The organism is Streptomyces sp. R33 (assembly GCF_041200175.1).
GTDB lineage: Bacteria > Actinomycetota > Actinomycetes > Streptomycetales > Streptomycetaceae > Streptomyces > Streptomyces katrae_B.
The window spans coordinates 1,504,956-1,524,919 of record NZ_CP165727.1; the positions used below are offsets into that span (position 1 = coordinate 1,504,956).

The 19,964-nt window shown below is 71.7% G+C and carries 15 protein-coding genes; 9 read left to right on the forward strand and 6 right to left on the reverse strand.

The annotated features are described in order from the left end of the window. Positions 1-51 precede the first annotated feature (51 nt). The 5 genes from AB5J51_RS07375 to AB5J51_RS07395 all read left to right on the forward strand — a co-directional run bounded on the left by AB5J51_RS07375 (position 52) and on the right by AB5J51_RS07395 (position 7,875). A complete protein-coding gene (locus AB5J51_RS07375) occupies positions 52-1,884 on the forward strand; it encodes a copper resistance CopC/CopD family protein (RefSeq protein WP_369777208.1) in 1,833 nt (610 codons plus the stop codon). A 200-nt stretch (positions 1,885-2,084) separates the two neighbouring features. Next, entirely contained in the window at positions 2,085-3,128 is a 1,044-nt protein-coding gene (gene gnd, locus AB5J51_RS07380) for a phosphogluconate dehydrogenase (NAD(+)-dependent, decarboxylating) (RefSeq protein WP_053790145.1), read from the forward strand. 11 nt (positions 3,129-3,139) lie between these two features. Further along, positions 3,140-4,618, forward strand: a complete 1,479-nt coding sequence (gene zwf, locus AB5J51_RS07385) for a glucose-6-phosphate dehydrogenase (protein WP_369777209.1) — start codon at positions 3,140-3,142, stop codon at positions 4,616-4,618. Positions 4,619-4,732: 114 nt separating this feature from the next. Then, entirely contained in the window at positions 4,733-5,476 is a 744-nt protein-coding gene (locus tag AB5J51_RS07390; protein ID WP_136226406.1) for a beta-phosphoglucomutase family hydrolase, read from the forward strand. Beyond that, positions 5,473-7,875: a glycoside hydrolase family 65 protein gene (locus AB5J51_RS07395; RefSeq protein WP_369777210.1), complete on the forward strand. Its 2,403-nt coding sequence runs from the start codon at positions 5,473-5,475 to the stop codon at positions 7,873-7,875. The genes AB5J51_RS07390 and AB5J51_RS07395 overlap by 4 nt, the downstream gene beginning before the upstream one ends. A 29-nt stretch (positions 7,876-7,904) precedes the next feature. Here the strand turns inward: AB5J51_RS07395 and AB5J51_RS07400 are convergent, their stop codons facing one another. Continuing rightward, positions 7,905-8,576 carry a LuxR C-terminal-related transcriptional regulator gene (locus AB5J51_RS07400; protein ID WP_369777211.1) on the reverse strand — a complete coding sequence of 224 codons (672 nt, stop codon included), beginning with the start codon at positions 8,574-8,576 and terminating at the stop codon, positions 7,905-7,907. Positions 8,577-8,727: 151 nt separating this feature from the next. Between AB5J51_RS07400 and AB5J51_RS07405 the strand changes: the two genes are divergently transcribed. Then, positions 8,728-11,988, forward strand: a complete 3,261-nt coding sequence (locus AB5J51_RS07405) for a cytochrome P450 (protein WP_369777212.1) — start codon at positions 8,728-8,730, stop codon at positions 11,986-11,988. A 73-nt stretch (positions 11,989-12,061) separates the two neighbouring features. Here the strand turns inward: AB5J51_RS07405 and AB5J51_RS07410 are convergent, their stop codons facing one another. After that, positions 12,062-12,679 (reverse strand): TetR/AcrR family transcriptional regulator, encoded by a 618-nt coding sequence (locus AB5J51_RS07410; RefSeq protein WP_369777213.1) that lies wholly within the window; start codon positions 12,677-12,679, stop codon positions 12,062-12,064. Positions 12,680-12,904: 225 nt separating this feature from the next. Between AB5J51_RS07410 and AB5J51_RS07415 the strand changes: the two genes are divergently transcribed. Next, entirely contained in the window at positions 12,905-13,666 is a 762-nt protein-coding gene (locus AB5J51_RS07415) for an SDR family NAD(P)-dependent oxidoreductase (RefSeq protein ID WP_369777214.1), read from the forward strand. After that, a complete protein-coding gene (locus AB5J51_RS07420; RefSeq protein ID WP_136226411.1) occupies positions 13,663-13,899 on the forward strand; it encodes a hypothetical protein in 237 nt (78 codons plus the stop codon). Before AB5J51_RS07415 ends, AB5J51_RS07420 begins: the two co-directional genes overlap by 4 nt. 67 nt (positions 13,900-13,966) lie before the next feature. Here AB5J51_RS07420 and araD read toward each other — a convergent pair whose 3' ends face one another. Then, on the reverse strand, positions 13,967-14,704 hold the full coding sequence (gene araD, locus AB5J51_RS07425; RefSeq protein WP_369777215.1) for an L-ribulose-5-phosphate 4-epimerase AraD: 738 nt from the start codon (positions 14,702-14,704) through the stop codon (positions 13,967-13,969). 372 nt (positions 14,705-15,076) lie between these two features. On the opposite strand from araD, the gene AB5J51_RS07430 reads away from it, so the two are divergent. Further along, the gene (locus AB5J51_RS07430; protein WP_369780227.1) at positions 15,077-16,099 is read left to right on the forward strand and encodes a LacI family DNA-binding transcriptional regulator; all 1,023 of its coding nucleotides are present in this window, start codon (positions 15,077-15,079) and stop codon (positions 16,097-16,099) included. Positions 16,100-16,217: 118 nt separating this feature from the next. Here the strand turns inward: AB5J51_RS07430 and yjfF are convergent, their stop codons facing one another. From yjfF to AB5J51_RS07445, 3 genes are read right to left on the reverse strand one after another with little or no spacing between them, the layout of a single operon-like run. After that, entirely contained in the window at positions 16,218-17,240 is a 1,023-nt protein-coding gene (yjfF, locus tag AB5J51_RS07435) for a galactofuranose ABC transporter, permease protein YjfF (protein WP_369777216.1), read from the reverse strand. After that, positions 17,237-18,337, reverse strand: a complete 1,101-nt coding sequence (locus AB5J51_RS07440) for an ABC transporter permease (RefSeq protein ID WP_369777217.1) — start codon at positions 18,335-18,337, stop codon at positions 17,237-17,239. The genes yjfF and AB5J51_RS07440 overlap by 4 nt, the downstream gene beginning before the upstream one ends. Beyond that, positions 18,334-19,893, reverse strand: a complete 1,560-nt coding sequence (locus tag AB5J51_RS07445) for a sugar ABC transporter ATP-binding protein (RefSeq protein WP_136226415.1) — start codon at positions 19,891-19,893, stop codon at positions 18,334-18,336. Before AB5J51_RS07445 ends, AB5J51_RS07440 begins: the two co-directional genes overlap by 4 nt. Positions 19,894-19,964: the final 71 nt, after the last annotated feature.

Consider the following 19,964-nt stretch of genomic DNA (forward strand, 5'->3'; position numbering starts at 1 on the left):
CGACCGACCCGGAGGCCGCCCTTCATGCCCAGCGGAGCGAGCCTCGCGAGGATGTCCGCAACCGTCCTGACGCTTCTCTCCGCCCTGTGCGCCCTGGTCCTCGGCGGTGCCGCGCCCGCCCTCGCGCATGCCGGCCTCAGCGGCTCCGACCCCGCGGACGGCGCCGTGCTCAACGCCGCACCGAAGCAGGTCACGCTCACGTTCACCGAGTCCGTCAGCTTCCCCGACGGATCCCTGCGCGTACTGTCGCCCGCCAGTGACCGCGTGAACCCGCGCCCCGCGCAGCATGCGGACGACCGGGAGAACACGGCCCGGGTGGAGCTGCCGGGGAACCTGGCGCAGGGCACCTACACCGTGGCCTGGCGGGTGGTCTCCGCCGACGGCCACCCCATCTCCGGCGCTTTCACCTTCTCCGTCGGGAAGCCGTCCGCCACCACCGCGGTGGTGGCGAAGACCTCCCCGGACGACACAGCGGCCAGCCGCCTGTACGGCTTCTTCCGCTACGTCGCCTACAGCGGCCTGGCGCTGCTCGTCGGAGCCACGGCGTTCGCCCTCGTCTGCTGGCCGGCGGCGAGCGGAGACCGTCCGCTGCGCCGGCTGGTGGGTGCCGGCTGGGCGGCCCTGGCGGCGTCGACGGTGGCCCTGCTCCTGCTGCGCGGCCCGTACGAGACGGGCGGGCCCCTGTCGTCGGCGCTCGACCTGTCCCTGCTGGGCCGGACGCTCACGGGGAGACCGGGGACCGCCCTGGCCGCACGCCTCGTACTGCTCGCCCTCGCCGCCGTGCTGATGCGGCAGAAGCCCGTACGACTCGGCGTCCGCCCGCGGCTCGTCGCCGCATCGGCCCTCGCCCTGGGCTCGGCCCTCACCTGGGCTGCCGCCGAGCACGCATCCGCCGGCATCCAGGTCCCCCTCGCCATCCCCGTCGCCGTGCTGCACCTGCTGGCCATGGCCGTGTGGCTGGGCGGCCTGATCACTCTGTTGACCGCCCTGCGCAACCGGGGGCCCGACAGCCGTGAGATCCCGGCTTCCGCCGTCCGGCGCTTCTCATCGCTGGCCTTCGCCGCCGTGGTGGTTCTGGTCGGCACCGGGGTCTACCAGTCCTGGCGGCAGGTGGGCTCCTGGACGGCCCTCTCCACCACGTCGTACGGCAGGACCCTCGTCCTCAAGGTCGCCGCAGTGGTCCTGGTGCTGTGCGTGGCGGCTCTCTCCCGACGGTGGACCGCCCGCCTGACGGGCGAGGGGTCGCCGGCTGCCATCGAACTCGAGCAGGTGCGCGTCCCGCAGACCGTGGGCGCACCGAGTGCACCGAACGAAGCCGGCACGGGCAGCGGCGAGGAGGCTACGGCCTCTCGCGCTACGGCCACTCGCATCGACAGCGAGCCTGCGGCCGTCGACGCCTCGGGGTGTCGCCGTCGCCTGCGCCGCACCGTGGGGGTCGAGGCCGCCGTCGGTGCCGTCGTCCTGGTGATCTCCACCCTGCTCACCGGTACCCAGCCGAGCCGCGCCGCCGGGACCACCGCCGCACCCGCCGCGCAGGAACCGGCGGTGAAGGTGGTCACGGTCCCGTTCGACATGGGGACGGCGAACCACCGGGGCACGGTGCAGATCACGCTGGCGCCGGGCCACGTCGGCGAGAACACGGTGGAAGCGGTGGTCTTCACCCCGGACGGCGGCATCTCCAGCGTCCCCGAGCTACGGCTCGCCCTCACCCAGCGCGACCGGGGAATCGGCCCCCTCGACGCCAAGCTCACGAACCGGCAGGGCTATTGGGCCACGTACGACCTCCGGCTCCCCATGGCCGGCACGTGGAACCTGGACGTCACGATCCGCACGACGGACATCGACCAGGTCACCGTGGGCACGACCCTCCGCGTCACGCGCTGACCTCCCGGACGGAGCACAGCGGACCGCCCCCCGAGAGCACCGGCAGGGCCGAGTGGCGGAGTCCCGGGTGCCGGGGTCGTGGGGGGCGGGCACAGTGGGCGCGGAGCGGGGAAAGTGGCGCGGGCGTGCCGCGCACGCGGCGGGCGCGTGCTGCGTGGTGCGGGCTCGTGGCCGAGGAACGCGAGAACGGGAGCACGGCGATGGCATCGGACGCACCCATGCAGCTCGGAATGGTCGGACTGGGCCGGATGGGTGCCAACCTGGTGCGCCGGCTCATGCAGGACGGTCACCGCTGCGTCGTCAACGACGTCAGCCCCGACGCCGTGCGGGCGCTGGAGGGGGAGGGTGCGACGCCGGCCTTCTCGCTGGAGGAGCTCGTCGAGCGGCTGGAACGGCCCCGCGCCGTGTGGCTCATGGTGCCGGCGGGCGTGGTCCAGGAGACCCTGGACCGGCTGGTCGGGCTCCTGGACCCCGACGACACGGTCATCGACGGGGGCAACTCCTACTACCGGGACGACATCGCCCGGGCCCGGGACCTCACCGCGCACGGCATCCACTACGTCGACTGCGGCACCTCGGGCGGTGTCTGGGGCCTGGAGCGCGGCTACTGCCTCATGATCGGCGGCGAGCGGGGTCCCGTGGAACGGCTCGCCCCCATCTTCCGCACCATCGCGCCCGGCACCGGCAGCGCCGAGCCCACCCCCAGCCGGACCCGGACCGACGGAACCGCGCCGCACGGCTACCTCCACTGCGGGCCCAGCGGCGCCGGTCACTTCGTGAAGATGGTCCACAACGGCGTGGAGTACGGGATGATGGCCGCCATCGCCGAGGGCCTCGCCATCATCAAGCACGCCGACGCGGGCCTTCGTACGCGTACCGCCGATGCCGAGACCGCTCCCCTGTCCGATCCCGAGGCCTACCGGTACGAGATCGACGTGGCCGAAGTCGCCGAGGTGTGGCGCCGCGGTTCGGTCGTCGGCTCGTGGCTGGTCGACCTCACCGCCGACGCCCTGGCCCGCTCCCCGCAGCTGGACGACTTCTCGGGCCGCGTGTCCGACTCCGGGGAAGGGCGCTGGACCGTGCTGGCGGCCATCGAGGAGAGCGTGCCCGCCCCGGTGATCAGCGCCTCCCTCTACGAGCGCTACGAGTCCAGGGGGCTCGGCGAGTTCACCGCCAAGGTGCTGTCCGCGATGCGCAGCGAGTTCGGCGGCCACGCCGAGAAGCGCCCCGGCGCGGACGCGTGAGGGGGCCCGCCATGGACCGGGATTCCGAGTCCGGCACTCCGCAGCCCGGGCCGCGCCCGGCGGACCACGTCGTCGTCCTCTTCGGCGCGACGGGTGACCTGGCCAGGCGCAAACTGCTGCCGGGCCTGTTCCACCTCGCCCAGGCGGGGCTGCTGCCGGACCGCTACCGCATCGTCGGCTCGGCCCCGGCGGCCGAGGCCCTGAGCGACGAGCAGTTCCGCGCCCACGCGCGCCAGGCCGTGGCGGAGTTCGGCCGCTCGCGCCCCGAGGGCCCCGCGTGGCAGGCGTTCGAGGCCGCGCTGTCCTTCGGTGCGGCCGACACGGACGCGACCGAGCCACTGGTGACGGCGGTGCGCGAGGCCGAGCGGGCCGTCGGCGGCACTCCGCGGCGGCTGTTCCACCTCGCCGTCCCACCCGTGGCGTTCACGTCCGTCATCGCGCTGCTGGGGGCCACGGGGCTGGCCCGGGACGCGCGTGTGATCGTCGAGAAGCCGTTCGGGACGGACCTCGCGTCCGCCCGCGCGCTCAACGCGGCCGTCCACGCCGTGTTCGACGAGTCCCGGGTGTTCCGCATCGACCACTTCCTCGGCAAGGAGGCGGTGGACAACATCCTCGCCCTGCGGTTCGCCAACGGTCTCGTCGAGCCGCTCTGGAACCGCGAGCACATCAGTCACGTGCAGATCGACGTGCCCGAGCAGATCGACATCCAGGGCCGCGCCCATTTCTTCGAGGGCACCGGGACCTTCCGCGACATGGTCGTCACGCACCTGTTCCAGCTGCTCGGGTTCGTGGCGATGGAACCGCCCGTCGCCCTCGAAGCGCAGTCGCTGCGGGACGAGCAGGTCAAGGTGTTCCGCAGCATGCGGCTCCTGGACCCCGCCCAGGTCGTACGCGGCCAGTACACCGGCTACCGCGTCGAGCCGGGGGTCGATCCGGACTCGGACACCGAGACCTTCGTCGCGCTGCGCGTCGACATCGACAACTGGCGGTGGGCCGGCGTCCCCTTCCACCTGCGCTCGGGCAAGGCGCTGGCCGAGGGCCGGCACGTCGTCACCCTGGGCCTGCGCGAGCCCGTACTGAGCATGTTCCCCCTGGACGCCCGGGAGGCGGCGGACGGCCGCGCCAACGAGCTCGTCATCGACTTCGACGACCCCGGCTCCATCACCGCCCGTTTCCTCGCCAAGGAACCCGGCCCCGCCATGCAGCTCGCGGAAGCCGACATGGTCTTCACCTACCGCAGCTCCTTCACCACCGAGAACGCCCTCGAGGCGTACGAGCACCTCATCCTCCAGGCCATGCTCGGCGACCAGTCCCTGTTCACCCGCTCCGACGGCATCGAACGCCTGTGGGAGGTCTCCTCGCCGCTGCTGGACGCGCCTCCACCCGTCGTCCCGTACGCTCCCGGATCCTGGGGGCCCGAGGCCATCACCTCCCTCGTCGCCCCCTACCGGTGGCACCTGCCCGAACGGCACCGGTCCGGCGGCCGGTGAGGCGACGGGCGCGTTGCTCCGAACGCCACACCCCCTCAGCCGCGCGGGGTACGGCGCCCGTCCCACGAGCGCCGTACTGCCCGCCGGCGGCCGCATCCTCCTAGCCTCGACGGCATGCTGGGACTCCCCGACCACGTCCGCGCCTGCCTCTTCGACCTCGACGGCGTGCTCACCCGGACCGCGAAGGTCCACGCGGCCGCCTGGAAAACGATGTTCGACGACTACCTGCGCCGGCGGGCCGACCGCGACGGGTCGCCCTTCGTGCCCTTCGACGCCGTGCACGACTACGACGAGTACGTGGACGGCCGCCCACGCGAGGACGGCGTACGCACCTTCCTCGCCTCCCGTGACATCACGCTGCCCGAGGGCACGGCGAGTGACGGCCCCGGGCAGGAGACGGTCCACGGCCTGGGCACGCGCAAGAACGACCTGGTGCTCCGTGCGATCCACGAGCAGGGGGTGGAGTCCTACGAGGGCTCCGTGGCCTACGTGCGCGCCGTACGCGACGCGGGCCTGCGCCGCGCCGTCGTCTCCTCCAGTGCCAACTGCCGCGACGTACTGGTAGCCGCCGGCATCGAGGACCTCTTCGAAGACCGTGTCGACGGCATCACCATCGCCGAGCAGGGACTGCGCGGCAAGCCCTCCCCCGACAGCTACCTGGCGGCCGCCCGGCTCTTCGCCGCCGACCCGCGCGATGCCGCCGTGTTCGAGGACGCGCTGGCCGGTGTGGCCGCCGGCCGGGCGGGCGGCTTCGGTTTCGTCGTCGGCGTCGACCGCACCGGCCAGGCGGCCGAACTGCGTGCGCACGGGGCCGATGTCGTCGTCACCGATCTCTCCGAGCTGCTGGACCGCGGATGATCACTCACGAGAACTTCGCGACCGAGCCCTGGCAGCTGCGTGAGACGACCCTCGACCTCGACGTCCTCGCGCAGAGCGAATCCGTGTTCGCCCAGTCCAACGGCCATCTCGGCTGGCGCGGCAACCTCGACGAGGGCGAGCCCCACGGCCTGCCGGGCTCCTACCTCAACAGCGTCTACGCGAGCCACCCGCTGCCCTACGCCGAGGCCGGGTACGGGTATCCCGAGTCCGGGCAGACGATCGTCAACGTCACCGACGGCAAGGTCATCCGGCTGCTCGTCGACGACCACCCCTTCGACCTGCGCTACGGCGAACTCCTCTCGCACGAACGCGTCCTGGACTTCCGCACCGGTGTCCTGAGCCGGTCCGCGGAGTGGACCACGCCCTCCGGCCGGACGGTACGCCTGACCTCGCACCGCGTGGTCTCCCTCGCGCAGCGGGCCGTCGCGGCGATCTCGTACAGCGTCGAGACCGTCAACGGTCCGGCCACCATCGCCGTGCAGTCCGAGCTCGTCGCCAACGAGCAGCTGCCCACGGCCTCCGGCGACCCGCGCATGGCCGCCGCCATCGACTCCCCGCTGCTCCCCGAGGAGCACTACGCGCACGGCACGCGGCTGCGCCTCATCCACTGCACGGCCACCAGCGGGCAGCGCGTCGCGGTGGCGGCCGACCACATCGTGGAGGGCCCCGACGGCACCGCATGGTCCGCCGAGAGCGAACCGGACGTCGCCCGCCTGACCGTGACCGCCACCCTCGAACCCGGGCAACGGCTCGAACTCGTCAAGTTCGTGACCTACGGCTGGTCCGCGCAGCGCTCCCTGCCCGCCGTACGCGACCAGGTGGAGGGCGGCCTGGCGGGGGCCCGCACCACCGGGTGGCAGGGGCTGCTCGACGCACAGCGGGCCTGCCTGGACGAGTTCTGGTCCAGTGCCGACGTCGAGGTGGAGGGCGACGAAGAGGTCCAGCAGGCCGTCCGGTTCGGCCTCTTCCACCTCTACCAGGCCTCCGCGCGCGGCGAGCGGCGCCCCATCCCGGCCAAGGGCCTCACGGGCACCGGCTACGACGGCCACGCCTTCTGGGACACCGAGTCCTTCGTCCTGCCCGTCCTCACGCACACCGCGCCGTACACCGTCGCCTCCGCCCTCGCCTGGCGGCATTCCACGCTCCCCCGCGCGCTGGAACGCGCCCGTCAACTCGGCCTGGAAGGGGCGGCCTTCCCCTGGCGTACGATCAACGGCGCCGAGTGTTCCGGCTACTGGCCCGCCGGGACCGTCGCCTTCCACGTCAACGCCGACATCGCCGCGGCCGTCGAGCGGTACGTGTTCGCCACCGGTGACCGGGAGTTCTACCGCGGCCCCGGACTCGACCTGCTGGTGCACACCGCCCGGCTCTGGCGCTCGCTGGGCCACTTCGACGCCGACGGCGTCTTCCACATCGACGGGGTCACCGGCCCCGACGAGTACAGCGCCATCGCACGCGACAACCTCTACACCAACGCCATGGCCCGGCGGAACCTCCTCGCCGCGGCGGACGCCGTCTCGCGCCACCCGGACCGGGCACCGGACCTCGGCGTCAGCGCCGAGGAGATCGCGGACTGGCGCAACACCGCCGCGCGGACGGCCATCCCCTACAACCGGCGGCTCCAGGTGCACGAGCAGGCCGACGGCTTCACCGACCAGGAACCCTGGGACTTCGACGGCACCTCCGAGGACCAGTACCCGCTGCTGCTGCACTTCCCGTACTTCGACCTGTACCGCAAGCAGGTCGTCAAACAGGCGGATCTGGTCCTGGCCATGTTCACGTGCCCGGACGAGTTCACCGCCGAGGAGAAGGTCCGCAACTTCGCCTACTACGAGCAGCTGACGGTCAGGGACTCCTCCCTCTCCGCCTGCTGCCAGGCCGTGCTCGCCGCCGAGACCGGCCACCTGCGCCTCGCCTGGGCCTATACCCGCGAGGCGGCGCTGATGGACCTGGACGACCTCGAACACAACACGCGGGACGGCCTCCACATGGCCTCGCTCGCCGGCACCTGGATCGCGCTGGTCCAGGGCCTCGGCGGGTTGCGCCGCTTCCAACAGGCTCCGACCGCAACCGCGCAGGACCAGCCGTCCGGGACCGCGCAGGCCGGGGAACCGCAAGCCCCGGTGCGCTTCGCACCGCGTCTGCCACCTTCGCTGACCCGGCTGGCCTTCAACGTCCGTGTCCAGGAGCGGCTGCTGCGCATCGACATGAACCAGTCGACGGCCCGCTACACGCTCCTGTCCGGAGCGCCCCTCACCGTGATGCACCACGGCAACCGGGTCGCACTCACCCTGGACACGCCGACGGACCTGACCGTCCCGCCCGCGCCCGACTCCCCCGAACCCCGCCAGCCCAAGGGCCGCGCCCCCGGCACCTGAGGTGCGCGGCACGGCACGCAGGCGCTGCCTCAGCGCCGCTCCGGACCGGCCGCCGCCGCACGCGCAGGCCACGCCGTGGGGTCCAGCAGGCCCAGGACGTAGGCGCGGGCGATCAGGGCGGGGCGGTTGGGTACGCCGAGCCGTCGGCAGAGGCGGGTCACATGGTAGTTGACCCCGTCCACGGTGAGGCCCACCTCGCGGGCGATGGCCGATCCCGACGCCCCCGCCGCAACGAGCGGCAGGATGCGCGCCTCCTGGGGGCTCAGGCCATCGGCCGCGTCCTCCGCCGGCAGCGCGGGCCGGCCTCCGCTCGTCTCCTCCGTCAGCGAGACCAGCAAGCGGGGGATGTCGTCCTGCGGGTCGGAGACCGGTTCGACGGTGACCCGGCCGTGGCGGGCCGTCCCGCGGACCTGCCAGCTCACCTCGACCGGGTAGCGGGACCTGCGGCGCGAGCGCAGGGCCTCGTCCAGTCTGCGCAGCTGCCGGTCGTTGGTCGGAGTGAGGATGTCGAGGAGCCGGCGACCTTCCAGCTTTCCCGGCTGGAGCCGCCATGCGGAGGCGAACGCGGGGTTCGCGCCGAGGATCAGGCCGTACGCGTCGCTGATCGCCAGTGCCACGGGCGCCCTGTCGAACAGGCTGACGAAACGCGACCGCCAGGCCGCCGCCGCCTCGCCCAACGCATGCCGTGACGGCTGAGTCACGCCCTCTCCCTCTGCCACGGCGACTGCCCCCGATCAAGGCCCGGAACGGAAAACACCCCTACAAGAATAGGTAGTCGTCGTCCGCGATCGCCCCGGCGGCCGCGTCACCGTGGACCCAACACGGCTGACGTGACCAGAAGAGGCAGACGCCATGAATGAATCGCACACCACCGGCACCGGACCCCTCGACGACGACGCGCACGTGCCGGTCGTCGACGTGAGCGACTCGGGGATGACCGGCACCCCGCTGCAGACGGCCATGGGCCACGCGCGCCGGCTCGGTCCGGTCTTCGTCCAGCGCTTCCACGACCGGGAGACCGTGTTCGTGAGTTCGGCAGCGCTGGTGGAGGAACTCTCCGACGAGCAGCGCTTCGTCAAGGGCATCGGCCCGGCGTTGGAAAACGTACGCGAGGTCGCCGCCGACGGACTGTTCACCGCGTACAACGACGAGCCCAACTGGGCCAAGGCGCACGACATCCTGCTCCCGGCCTTCGCCCTCACCTCGATGCGCACCTACCACCCGCACATGCTGCGGGTCGCCAAGCGGCTCATCGGCTCCTGGGACGCGCGGTTCACCGCGGGCGCCGGCGTGTCGGCCCCGGTCGACGTCGCCGAGGACATGACGCGGATGACCCTGGACACCATCGGCCTGTCCGGCTTCGGCTACGACTTCGCGTCCTTCGAGCGCGAGCAGGCGCACCCGTTCGTCCAGGCCCTCGTCCGGGCCCTCGCCCACAGCCAGGCCAAGCTCGGCCGGGTGCCCGGGGCGGACCACACCGCCGAGGACGTGGCGTTCGCCACGGACGCCGCCTACCTGGCCCGGGTCGTCGACGAGGTGATCGAGCAGCGCAAAGCCTCGGGGGACACCTCGACCGACGATCTGCTGGGCCTGATGCTGGGCTCCCCGCACCCCCGGTCCGGCGAGGTGCTCGACGAGGAGAACATCAGGAACCAGGTGATCACGTTCCTGATCGCGGGCCACGAGACGACGTCGGGCGCCCTTTCGTTCGCGCTGTACCACCTGATGAAGAACCCGGCGGTGCTGCACCTGGCCCAGGCCGAGACCGACGCGCTGTGGGGCGACGAACCGGACCCCGAGCCCGCCTTCGAGGACATCGGCAGGCTGCGCTACGTACGCCAGGTCCTGAGCGAGACGCTGCGACTGTGGCCGACCGCCGCCGCGTTCGCGCGCGAGGCGCGCGCCGACACCGTGATCGGCGGCCGCCACCCGGTCAAGGCCGGGCAGCGGATGCTCGTGCTGACCCCAATGCTGCACCGCGACCCGGTGTGGGGCGACAACGTGGAGGAGTTCGACCCGAACCGGTTCTCCGCCGAGGCGGAGGCGGCCCGTTCCCCGCACGCGTACAAGCCGTTCGGGACCGGGGAACGTGCCTGCATCGGACGGCAGTTCGCCCTGCACGAGGCAACGATGCTGCTGGGCATGCTCGTTCACCGCTACCGCTTCATCGACCACGGGCGGTACGAGCTGCGCATCAAGGAGACGCTCACGCTCAAGCCCGACGGGTTCACGCTGGCCCTGGGCCGGCGCACCCCGGCCGACCGCTCCCGCAACCGTGCGGCCCTCGGGGCGGTCCTCCCGGCCGGCCCCGGGGACGAAACGGCGGCGCCGGCCACGGAGGCATCCCCCACCCGGGCCGTTCCCGGTACGAGGCTGACGCTGCTGCACGGATCCAACTTCGGCACCTGCCGCACGTACGCGCAAGACCTGGCCGAAACGGCAGCGGAACTGGGCTTCGAGACGCGTGTCGCGCCCCTCGACGACCACCGTGACGGCCGGCTGCCGACCGACGGTCCGCTGGTCGTCGTCGCCGCGTCGTACAACGGCCGGCCCACCGACGACGCGGCCGGATTCGTCTCCTGGCTGACGCAGGCGGGCTCCGGTGCCGCAGAAGGCGTGCACTACGCCGTCCTGGGCGTCGGGGACCGCAACTGGGCCGCCACCTACCAGCAGGTACCCGCGCTCATCGACGGCCGCCTCGCCGCGGCGGGTGCGGCGCGGCTGATGGACCGTGCCGAGGCCGACGCCTCCGGGGACCTCGCGGGAGCGGTACGCGGCTTCACCGCCGCCCTGCTCCGCACCCTGCTGGAGCGCTACGGCGACCCGGCGTCCGTGGCCCCCGCACGGGAGTCGCAGTCACGCGGCGGCCCGGCGTACGACGTCGTCGAGATCGCAGGTGAACCGCTCGACGCACTGGCCCGGCGACACGACCTCCAGCCGATGACGGTGACCCACACCGGGGACCTCGCCGACCTCGGACACCCGGCGGGCAGGTCGAAGCGCTTCCTGCGCGTCAGGCTTCCCCAGGGGGTCCGCTACCGCACCGCCGACCACCTCGCCGTCCTCCCGGCCAACGACCCCGATCAGGTGGAGCGGGCAGCCCGGGTCCTCGGTGCCGACCTGGGCACGGTGCTGAACATCCGGGCCCACCGCCCCGGCCGGACCACCCTGCCGCTCGACCGCCCCGTCGCCGTACGCGAACTGCTCGCCCGGTACGTCGAGCTCCAGGCCCCCGTGACGGCCGAGAAGGCGGCCGTCCTCGCGGCGCACAACCCGTGCCCGCCGGAGAAGGCCGCGCTGGAGCGGATCGCGGCACAGGCCGCGGGCGCCGACGGAGCCCGCCCGGGCAGCCTCGTGGACCTCGTCGAGGAGCACCCCGCGCTCCAGGGCCGTCTGCCGTGGCCCGTACTGCTGGAACTGCTGGAGCCCCTGCGGCCCCGCCACTACTCCATCTCCTCGTCCCCGTCGGCAGGTCCGGGGCGGGCGGACCTGATGATCTCGCTCCTGGAAGCCCCCCACCGCTCCGGCCGGGACGGCGTGTTCCGCGGAGTGGGCTCTTCGTACCTGCACCGGGTACGTCCCGGCGACACGATCCTCGCCCGGGTACAGCCGTGCCGGGAGGCCTTCCGCATTCCGCACGACGAGCGGACGCCGGTCATCATGATCGGCGCGGGTACCGGCCTCGCACCCTTCCGGGGGGCGATCGCCGACCGTCGCGCGCTGCGCGCCTCGGGAGCCGAACTGGCGCCCGCCCTGTGCTACTTCGGCTGCGACCACCCGGATGTGGACTACCTCCACCGGGCGGAGCTGGAGGACGCCGAGCGCGAGGGCGCCGTGTCCCTGCGTCCCGCCTTCTCGCTGGCACCCGAAGGCGAGGTCCGCTTCGTACAGCACCGGATCGAGGCGGAGGGTGAGGAGGTCTGGCGGCTGACCGAGGCGGGCGCCCGCATCCACGTCTGCGGTGACGGCTCCCGCATGGCCCCGGGCGTCCGCGAAGCCTTCCGGCGGCTGTACGTCCGGTACAGCGGGAAGGAGGGGTCGACTGCCTCGGAGTGGCTCCGGGGGCTGGTGGCGGACGGCCGCTACGTGGAGGACGTCTACACGGGCGGCTGACGGTCCGGCGTCCACCGGGCGCCGGGCGGGGCGGGGGGGACGTTCTGCCGGGGTTCCCCCGCCCTCGACCGGGTCAGCCTCCCGATCCTCCCGATCGGATCAGCCGGACCGCGTCCAGCAGGGTCTTGTGGGCGGCCGTCGAGTCGTCCAGGTAGCCGGCTGCCATCGCGCCGTCGTACAGCATCAGCAGGGCACCGGCGGCCGACGCGGGGTCGGTGTGGCCGAGCTGGGCGAGCAGGTCCTGGAAGAGGGTGCGGATCCAGTGCCGATGGGTCGCCACCAGGCCGCGGACGGGGTGCGTGGCGTCCGGGTACTCGGCGGCGGCGTTCATGAACGGCGATCCGCGAAAGCCGCGCTCGCGGGCGTGCTCGGCGATCGCGTCGAAGATCAGGTCGATCGCTTCCGCGGGCGGATGGCCCGCGGCCAGTGGTTCGGCCACGTCCTTGTAGTAGGCGTCCTTGGTCAGCAGATAGGCCACGACCAGGTCGTCCTTGGCGGCGAAGTGCCGGTAGAAGGTCGCCTTGGTCACCCCGGCTTCGGCGATCAGCCGCTCCACGCCGATCGCGCGTACGCCCTCGTAGTAGAACAGTCGCGATGCGGCCCGGACCAGGCGTTCGCGAGGGGGCAGGTCTGCCTCGATCGCGGTCTCCCGATGCCTGGCGTCGGTGTTCTTCTGCCCAGTGCTGATCACCTCCCCATTGTGCCCTCGGCCCCGGCCAGGTCTCCCACCAGATCCGCCCCGATGACGGCAGCGCGGCCCGTGAGGGATCCCACACGCCGTTCGTGCGCTGGCGCGAGGGCGTCTGCGGGGTTATCGTCGGGAGGTAGAACGACCGGTCTTCCTACCTCCTCAGTCCCCCATGTCCCGTACGGCCCGGCCCGCAACGCCGCGGCCGTTCATCGAAAGGCTTGAACCATGAATCGCCGTCTCGAACGAACCGTCGCCCTGGTCACCGGGGCGTCCAGCGGCATCGGCCGCGCCACCGCGCTGGAGCTCGCCCGCGAGGGCGCTTCCGTGGCCGTGGTCGGCCGGCGCGAGGACCGGCTCACCGGCCTCGCCGCGGAGATCGCCGAGGCGGGCGGAAAGGCTCTGGTCGTGCCTGCCGACATCACCACCGCCCAGGCCGCCACAGAAGCGGTCGAGCGGACCGTCGAGGGCCTGGGCCGACTGGACATCCTGGTCAACAACGCCGGCCTCATGCTGCTCGGACCCACCCCCGGCGCAGACCTGAACGACTGGCAGCGCATGATCGACATCAACCTCATGGGCCTGATGTACACCACCCATGCGGCCGTCCCCCACCTGGTCAAGGCCGCCACGGACGGTCCGCGCCAGGTCGCCGACATCATCAACATCAGCTCGGTGAACGGCCGCACCGCCTTCGCCATGTCCGCCGTGTACAGCGCCACCAAGTTCGGCGTCGGAGGCTTCAGCGAGGCACTGCGCCAGGAACTGGGACGCCAGCACGTCCGCGTGTCCGTCGTCGAGCCGGGCAGCGTCGACACCGAACTGCGCACCCACAACTCGGAAGTCGTCCAGCAGCTGATCGTCGCCGGCCTCGGCGACATCGAGCGGCTGCAGAGCCAGGACGTCGCCGACGCCATCGGCTACATCGCCACCCGCCCCCGGCACGTGGCCGTCAACGAGATGCTCGTACGCCCCACCGAACAGGTTTGAACGCCATCCCCGTTGCCGACTCCGAGACGGGCAAGGAGTACGACGCTCGAGTGACCAACGACCACGAACGCAACGACAAGGAGCAGAAGCGCATCATGGACGACACGCCGCTGGAGCGGCTCGGCGCCGGCAAGTACGGCATCCTCGGCCGCCTCATGATTCTTCACAGCCGGCTGAGCGGCGGAGCGGACGGGACGCTGGGCATCCGCGTACGGCTCACCCCGCACGGCTAGGCTCCCAGCCGAAGAAGCCGAAACAGCCGGGCTCAAGGCCGAACGCCTCGCATGGACGGCAAAGGCATCAGAGGCCCGGGGCGTGAGGGGTGTTGCCGTAGTAGGCGTCCGGTCCGTGCTTGCGGGTGAAGTGCCGCTCCAGCAGATGCCTGGGCGGTTCGGAGGCCTCCCCGAGGCGGGAGCCGAGCGCCAGCGTGTGCAGCGCCATCTCCGCCACGGCCTCGCAGACGATCGCGTTCTCCAGCGCAGCCTTCGCGGTGGCGCCCCAGGTGAAGGGGCCGTGCCGTGAGACGAGCGCCCCGGGGACCTCCTCGGCCCGACGGGGGTCGCCGTCGAGCCGGGCAACGATCACCTGTCCGGTGTTGTACTCGTAGTCCTGCGCGCACTGCTCGGCGGTGAGGTCCGCCGTCACGGGGACGGGCCCGTTGAAGGTGTCGGCGTGTGTCGTGCCGAGCACGGGGATCGGGCGGCGGGCCTGGGCGAAGGCGACGGCGTGCGCCGAGTGCGTGTGGGTGACGCCGCCGATGGAGGGGAACGCCCGGTAGAGGCACCGATGGGTTTCGGTGTCGGTGGAAGGCCTGAGGTGCCCGTCGACGATCCGCCCGTCCTCCAGCGCCACCGCGACCAGGTCCTCCTCGGTGAGGTCGGCGTACGAGACCCCGGACGGCTTGATGACGAAGACGCCGGCGTCTCGGTCCACTCCGCTGACGTTTCCCCAGGTGAGGGTGGCCAGACCGGCCTGCGGGATGCCCAGGTTGGCCGCGAGGACCTCGCGACGGAGGTCCTTGAGGTTGGTCTCGCTCACTGCGCTCTCACCGTCTCTCCGGCATGCGCGGCGGTTTCCCGGACCGGAGTCCGGCAGGCCCTGCAATCGCGCATGAATGGGCTGGACTGACCGGGGGCCCCGCTGGGCATCGCGGCTGCACGACCGCAGCTGCCCCCCGTCAGATTGTGAACGCTAACAACCAGAGATCTCAAGATGTACGTGCAGATTCATGTCCACAACATGCGGTCCTCGCTGCATAATGTGAACGCCAACATCGATACCCGTCGACAATCTCCCGGCCGGTCCGAGATGTGTGCGGGCCGCGGCTGCTTCGGTACCTTGAGGGAAGGCCGCTCGACAAGGAGAGGAAGAGCGTTGACCCAGCTACCGGACGTCTCGCGAGCGCCCACGATGACGGACGTCGCGCGCGTCGCCGGCGTGTCCCACCAGACTGTTTCACGGGTGCTCAGCGGCCACCCGAACGTCAGCGCCAAGACCCGGGCCGCGGTGACACAGGTCATCGAGCAGCTGGGGTACCGCCGCAACTCGGCGGCCCGGGCTCTGGCCACTCGCCGGACCCACACGCTGGGCGTCATCGCCGTGAACACCACCCTGCACGGTCCCGCCAGCACCGTGGCGGGAGTCCAAGAGGCGGCTCGGGACCGCGGCTACCTGACGTCCGCCGTCACGCTCCGGACCGCCACGCAGACAGCCCTCGCCGAAGCCATGCAGCACCTCGCCGGGTGGGGCGTGGAGGGGATCGTCGCCGTCACTCCCCAACGCGACGCCGTGAGGGCCTTGGCGGCATTGGAAGCACCGTGCCCGGTGGTCACCGTGGAAGGCGGCCACACCCTGGACCTGCCAGGGGTGTCGCTGGACCAGCACCTCGGCGCCCGCATGATCACGGAACATCTCCTCGCGTCGGGCCACGCCACCGTGTGGCATGTCGCAGGCCCGCCCGACTGGCTCGAGAGCGAGGCCCGCACGCAGGGGTGGGAGGACGCGCTCCGAGAGGCCGGCGCCGAGGTGCCACCCCTGCTGCGCGGCGACTGGAGCCCGCTGTCGGGATACCAGGCCGGCCAGCAGCTCGCGGGTCGGGTCCGGGCGTCACGAGGGCGGGGAGCGGGACTCACCGCGGTGTTCGTCGCCAACGACCAGATGGCGCTCGGTGTGCTGCGGGCCCTGCGGGAAGCGGGCCTGCGCACCCCGGAGGACGTGGCGGTCGCCGGCTTCGACGACATCCCCGAGGCGGAGTTCTTCCCGCCCCCGCTGACGACGATCCGTCAGGACTTCGCCTCGATCGGCCGCGACAGCATCGGGCTGCTCCTGGACCACATCGAAGGCCGGACTGACCAGTCGACGCACCTGGTGGTGGCGCCCGAGCTCATCGTGCGCGCCAGTACGGCCCGCAGGAACTCTCCCCTCGGGGGATGACCCCCACCGCCCGGGGGACGGCGGGTGACGCCGTCGACGACGGGACGGCCGCGCGCGCGGACCTCCGCACGGCCCGGCCCGGGGAAGCCGAACCGCCACCTCTCGCAGGAGCCGGGAGTCAGTCGGCGGCGGGGCGGCGGCCGCTCATCAGACGTTGCAGCACGATGAACACGAGCAGCAGGGCGCCGATGACGATCCGGGTCCACCAGGAGCTGAGCGTGCCCTGGAAGTTGACGACCGTCTGGATCACGCCGAGGACGAGCACGCCGAGGGCGGTGCCCAGGACGAAGCCGGACCCTCCGGTCAGCAGCGTGCCGCCGATCACGGTGGCGGCGATCGCGTCGAGTTCCATGCCCATGGCGTGGAGGGCGTAGCCGGAGAGCATGTAGAAGGTCAGCAACAGGCCGCCGAGTGCGGAGCACAGGCCGCTGACGGCGTATACGGCGATCTTCGTGGAGCCTACCGGAAGGCCCATCAGGCGTGCGGAAGGCTCATTGCCGCCCAGCGCGTACACATTGCGGCCGAAGCGCGTGTGGTGCAGTACGACGAAGGCGATCACCAGCACGGCCAGGGCGATGACCACCGGGATCGATACGAACAGTCCCCCCGGGCCGTACAGCCGGGTCTGCGCGATTCCCGCCGTGGCGGGGTCGCCGATCGTGATGGATTCGGTGCTGATCGTGTAGCAGAGGCCGCGGGCGAGGAACATGCCGGCCAGGGTGACGATGAACGGCTGGATCTCGAAGGTGTGGATGATCCAGCCCATGAGCGCCCCGCTCGCGGCGCCGACCAGCAGGACCAGTGGGATGACGGTGGCCAGGGGCCAGCCGTGCGACTCGACCAGCCAGGCGGTGAGCATGGTCGACAGGGCCACCATGGAGCCGACGGACAGATCGATGCCGCCGGTGAGGATGACGAAGGTCGCCCCGACTGCGACGACCAGGAGGAATCCGTTGTCGATCAGCAGGTTCAGCAGGACTTGCGCGGAGAGGAAGCCCTCGTAGCGCACCGATCCGACGCTGAACATGACGACCAGCAGGACGGCCGTGACGATCAGTGGGATACGGGTGCGGGTGCGCGGGGACACGGTCGCGAAGGGGCGGGTGAGCCCAGCGGCGGCGCTGGCGATGCCGGTACTCATGCGCGTACCTCCTGCTGCTGCGGGGCGGCGCCCGCCGATGGGTGGGATCGGGGACCGGTCGTCCTGCGGCGGCGCAGGACCTTGGCCCGGAATGCCGGGGACTGCACGAGGCAGACGACGATGACGACGAAGGCCTTGAAGACGAGGGTGGTCTCGGGTGGGACGCCGAGGGTGTAGACGGTGGTGGAGAGGGTCTGGATGATCAGGGCGCCCAGGACGGTGCCGCCGAGGGAGAAGCGTCCTCCGGTCAGGGCGGTGCCGCCGATGACGACGGCGAGGATCGTGTCGAGTTCGATCCACAGGCCGGCGTTGTTGCCGTCGGCACTGGAGACGTTGGAACTGATCATCAGCCCCGCGATGGCGGCGCACAGCGCGCTGAAGACGTAGACGAGGGCGAGCAGCCCGCCGGCGCGGATGCCGACCAGGCGGCTGGCGGCCGGGTTGCCGCCCACGGACTCGATCAGCATGCCGAGTGCGCTGCGACGGGTGATGAAGGCGGTGAGCGCGACGAGGGCGGCTGCCAAGAGGACGGCGAACGGCATGGTCAGCCAGTAGCCGCCTCCGATCATCTTGTAGGGGGCGCTGGTCACCGTGATGATCTGGCCGTCGGTGATCAGCTGGGCGACGCCGCGGCCCGCGACCATGAGGATCAAGGTGGCCACGATGGGCTGCACCCCCAGCCCGGACACGAGGAAGCCGTTGGCGAGGCCCAGCACGAGGGCGACGCCGAGCGCGAGGGCGGCGGCCGTGAGCATGGTGGCGATGCTGCCGGGATGTGCGGCGGTCGAGATGTACCCACAGGCGAGGGCGCCGGCGATGGCGACGGTGGAACCCACCGAGAGGTCGATGCCGCGGGTGGCGATGACGAGGGTCATGCCGAGCGCCACCAGGGTGAGGGGCGCGCCGAACTGGAGGATGTCGATGAGGCTGCCGTAGAGGTGGCCGTCGCGTACGCGGACGGAGAAGAAGTCGTGGTGGAACGCGAGGTTGCCGAGGAGCAGGGCGAGCAGGGCGAGCGTCGGCCACAGCAGGCGGTGCCCGGCCAGTCGTCTCCCGATTCCGCCGGCCGCCTTGGACTGGGCGGGTTGGGGGGTCATGAGTCCGTTCCGGTGGCGATGGTGGTGAGGATGCGTTCGGGCGTGACACTGTCGTCGTTCGTGAGGGTGGCCACCATGCGGTGGTCGCGGAGCACGGCGATGTGGTGGCTCAGGCGCAGGACCTCTTCGAGTTCCGCCGAGATGAACAGCACCGCGGTTCCTTCGTCCGCCAGGCGGGCCACGAGTTTCTGGATCTCCGCCTTGGCCCCGATGTCGATGCCCCGGGTGGGTTCGTCGAGGATCAGGAGCCGGGGTTCGGTCAGCAGCCAGCGCGCGAGGAGCACTTTCTGCTGGTTGCCTCCGCTGAGGTGGCGTACCTGCGCTTCGGGGTCGGCGGGGCGGATGTCCAGGGCTTCGATCCAGTGCCGTGCCAGTTCGTCCTGTTTCGCACGGGCCAGCGGCCTGGTCCAGCCGCGGGCGGCCTGCAGAGCGAGGATGATGTTCTCGCGGACCGTGAGCTCGCCCACCAGTCCCTCGGACTTGCGGTTCTCGGAGCAGAACGCGATGCCTCGGGCGATGGCGTGCCGGGGGGTGCGCAGGAGCACCTTCTTGCCCTCGATGCTCACCTCTCCGCCGTCCGCGCTGTCCGCGCCGAACAGGAGGCGTGCCACCTCGGTACGGCCCGAGCCCAGGAGGCCGGCCAGTCCGATGACCTCACCGGCATGGACGTCGAGGTCGTACGGTTCGATCGAGCCCGTGCGGGTCAGTTGTCGTGCCTGGAGGAACGGCTCGCTGGTCTCCCGATCGGCCGCTTCCTCGTGGGCACGTTCGGACAGCTGGTCGAGGGTGGCCAGTTCTCCGCCGATCATGCGCTGGACCAGCGTCACCGGAGTGAGTTCGCCGATGGGGTACTCGCCTTCCAGGTGGCCGTTGCGCAGGATGGTGACGCGGTCGCAGAGATCGAATACCTGGTCGAGGAAGTGCGTGACGAACAGGATGGCCGCACCGCGGTCCCGCAGGCGCCGCACCAGGGTGAAGAGCTGGGCGACCTCCTCGCGATCCAGGCTGGAGGTGGGTTCGTCCAGCACGAGCACCTTCGCCGAGACGTCCACCGCCCGGACGATGGCGACCAGTTGCTGCACCGCCAGGGAGTGCGAGCCGAGCAGACCGGTGACGTCGAGGTCGAGGTCCAGTTCCGTCAGCAGCTCTGCCGCCCGCTGCCGCATCGCGGACCAGTGGATGAGACCGAACCGGCGCGGCTCCCGCCCGATGAGGATGTTCTCGGCGACCGAGAGGTTCGGGCAGAGGTTGACCTCCTGGTAGACGGTGCTGATTCCGGCCTGCTGCGCCTGGAGGGGGTCTGCGAAGGTGTGGGGCCGGCCGTCGACGAGGAGGGTGCCGCCGTCGACGGGGTGGACCCCGGTGAGCACCTTGATCAAGGTGGACTTCCCGGCGCCGTTCTCGCCCATCAGGGCGTGCACCTCACCGGGGAAGAGCCGCAGGGCGACTCCGTCGAGGGCGAGCACGCCCGGGAACTGCTTGCGGATGTCCCGGGCTTCCAGGACCGGCCGCGGGCCGCCGTCGTCCGTGGGCCGCGGGGTGGACGGGGATGCCATCCGGCCTCCTTTCATGGGTGGGGTGGTGGAACGGGCTCCGGACGTGCCCCACTGCCCCGAGGCCGCTCAGC

Coding starts and splice junctions, on each gene's coding strand:
- AB5J51_RS07405 (WP_369777212.1), top strand. CDS start 8,728: ATGAATGAATCGCACACCACCGGCACCGGACCCCTCGACGACGACGCG.
- zwf (WP_369777209.1), top strand. CDS start 3,140: ATGGACCGGGATTCCGAGTCCGGCACTCCGCAGCCCGGGCCGCGCCCG.
- yjfF (WP_369777216.1), bottom strand. CDS start 17,240: ATGAGTACCGGCATCGCCAGCGCCGCCGCTGGGCTCACCCGCCCCTTC.
- AB5J51_RS07440 (WP_369777217.1), bottom strand. CDS start 18,337: ATGACCCCCCAACCCGCCCAGTCCAAGGCGGCCGGCGGAATCGGGAGA.
- AB5J51_RS07390 (WP_136226406.1), top strand. CDS start 4,733: ATGCTGGGACTCCCCGACCACGTCCGCGCCTGCCTCTTCGACCTCGAC.
- AB5J51_RS07395 (WP_369777210.1), top strand. CDS start 5,473: ATGATCACTCACGAGAACTTCGCGACCGAGCCCTGGCAGCTGCGTGAG.
- gnd (WP_053790145.1), top strand. CDS start 2,085: ATGGCATCGGACGCACCCATGCAGCTCGGAATGGTCGGACTGGGCCGG.
- AB5J51_RS07445 (WP_136226415.1), bottom strand. CDS start 19,893: ATGGCATCCCCGTCCACCCCGCGGCCCACGGACGACGGCGGCCCGCGG.
- AB5J51_RS07375 (WP_369777208.1), top strand. CDS start 52: ATGTCCGCAACCGTCCTGACGCTTCTCTCCGCCCTGTGCGCCCTGGTC.
- AB5J51_RS07430 (WP_369780227.1), top strand. CDS start 15,077: ATGACGGACGTCGCGCGCGTCGCCGGCGTGTCCCACCAGACTGTTTCA.
- AB5J51_RS07415 (WP_369777214.1), top strand. CDS start 12,905: ATGAATCGCCGTCTCGAACGAACCGTCGCCCTGGTCACCGGGGCGTCC.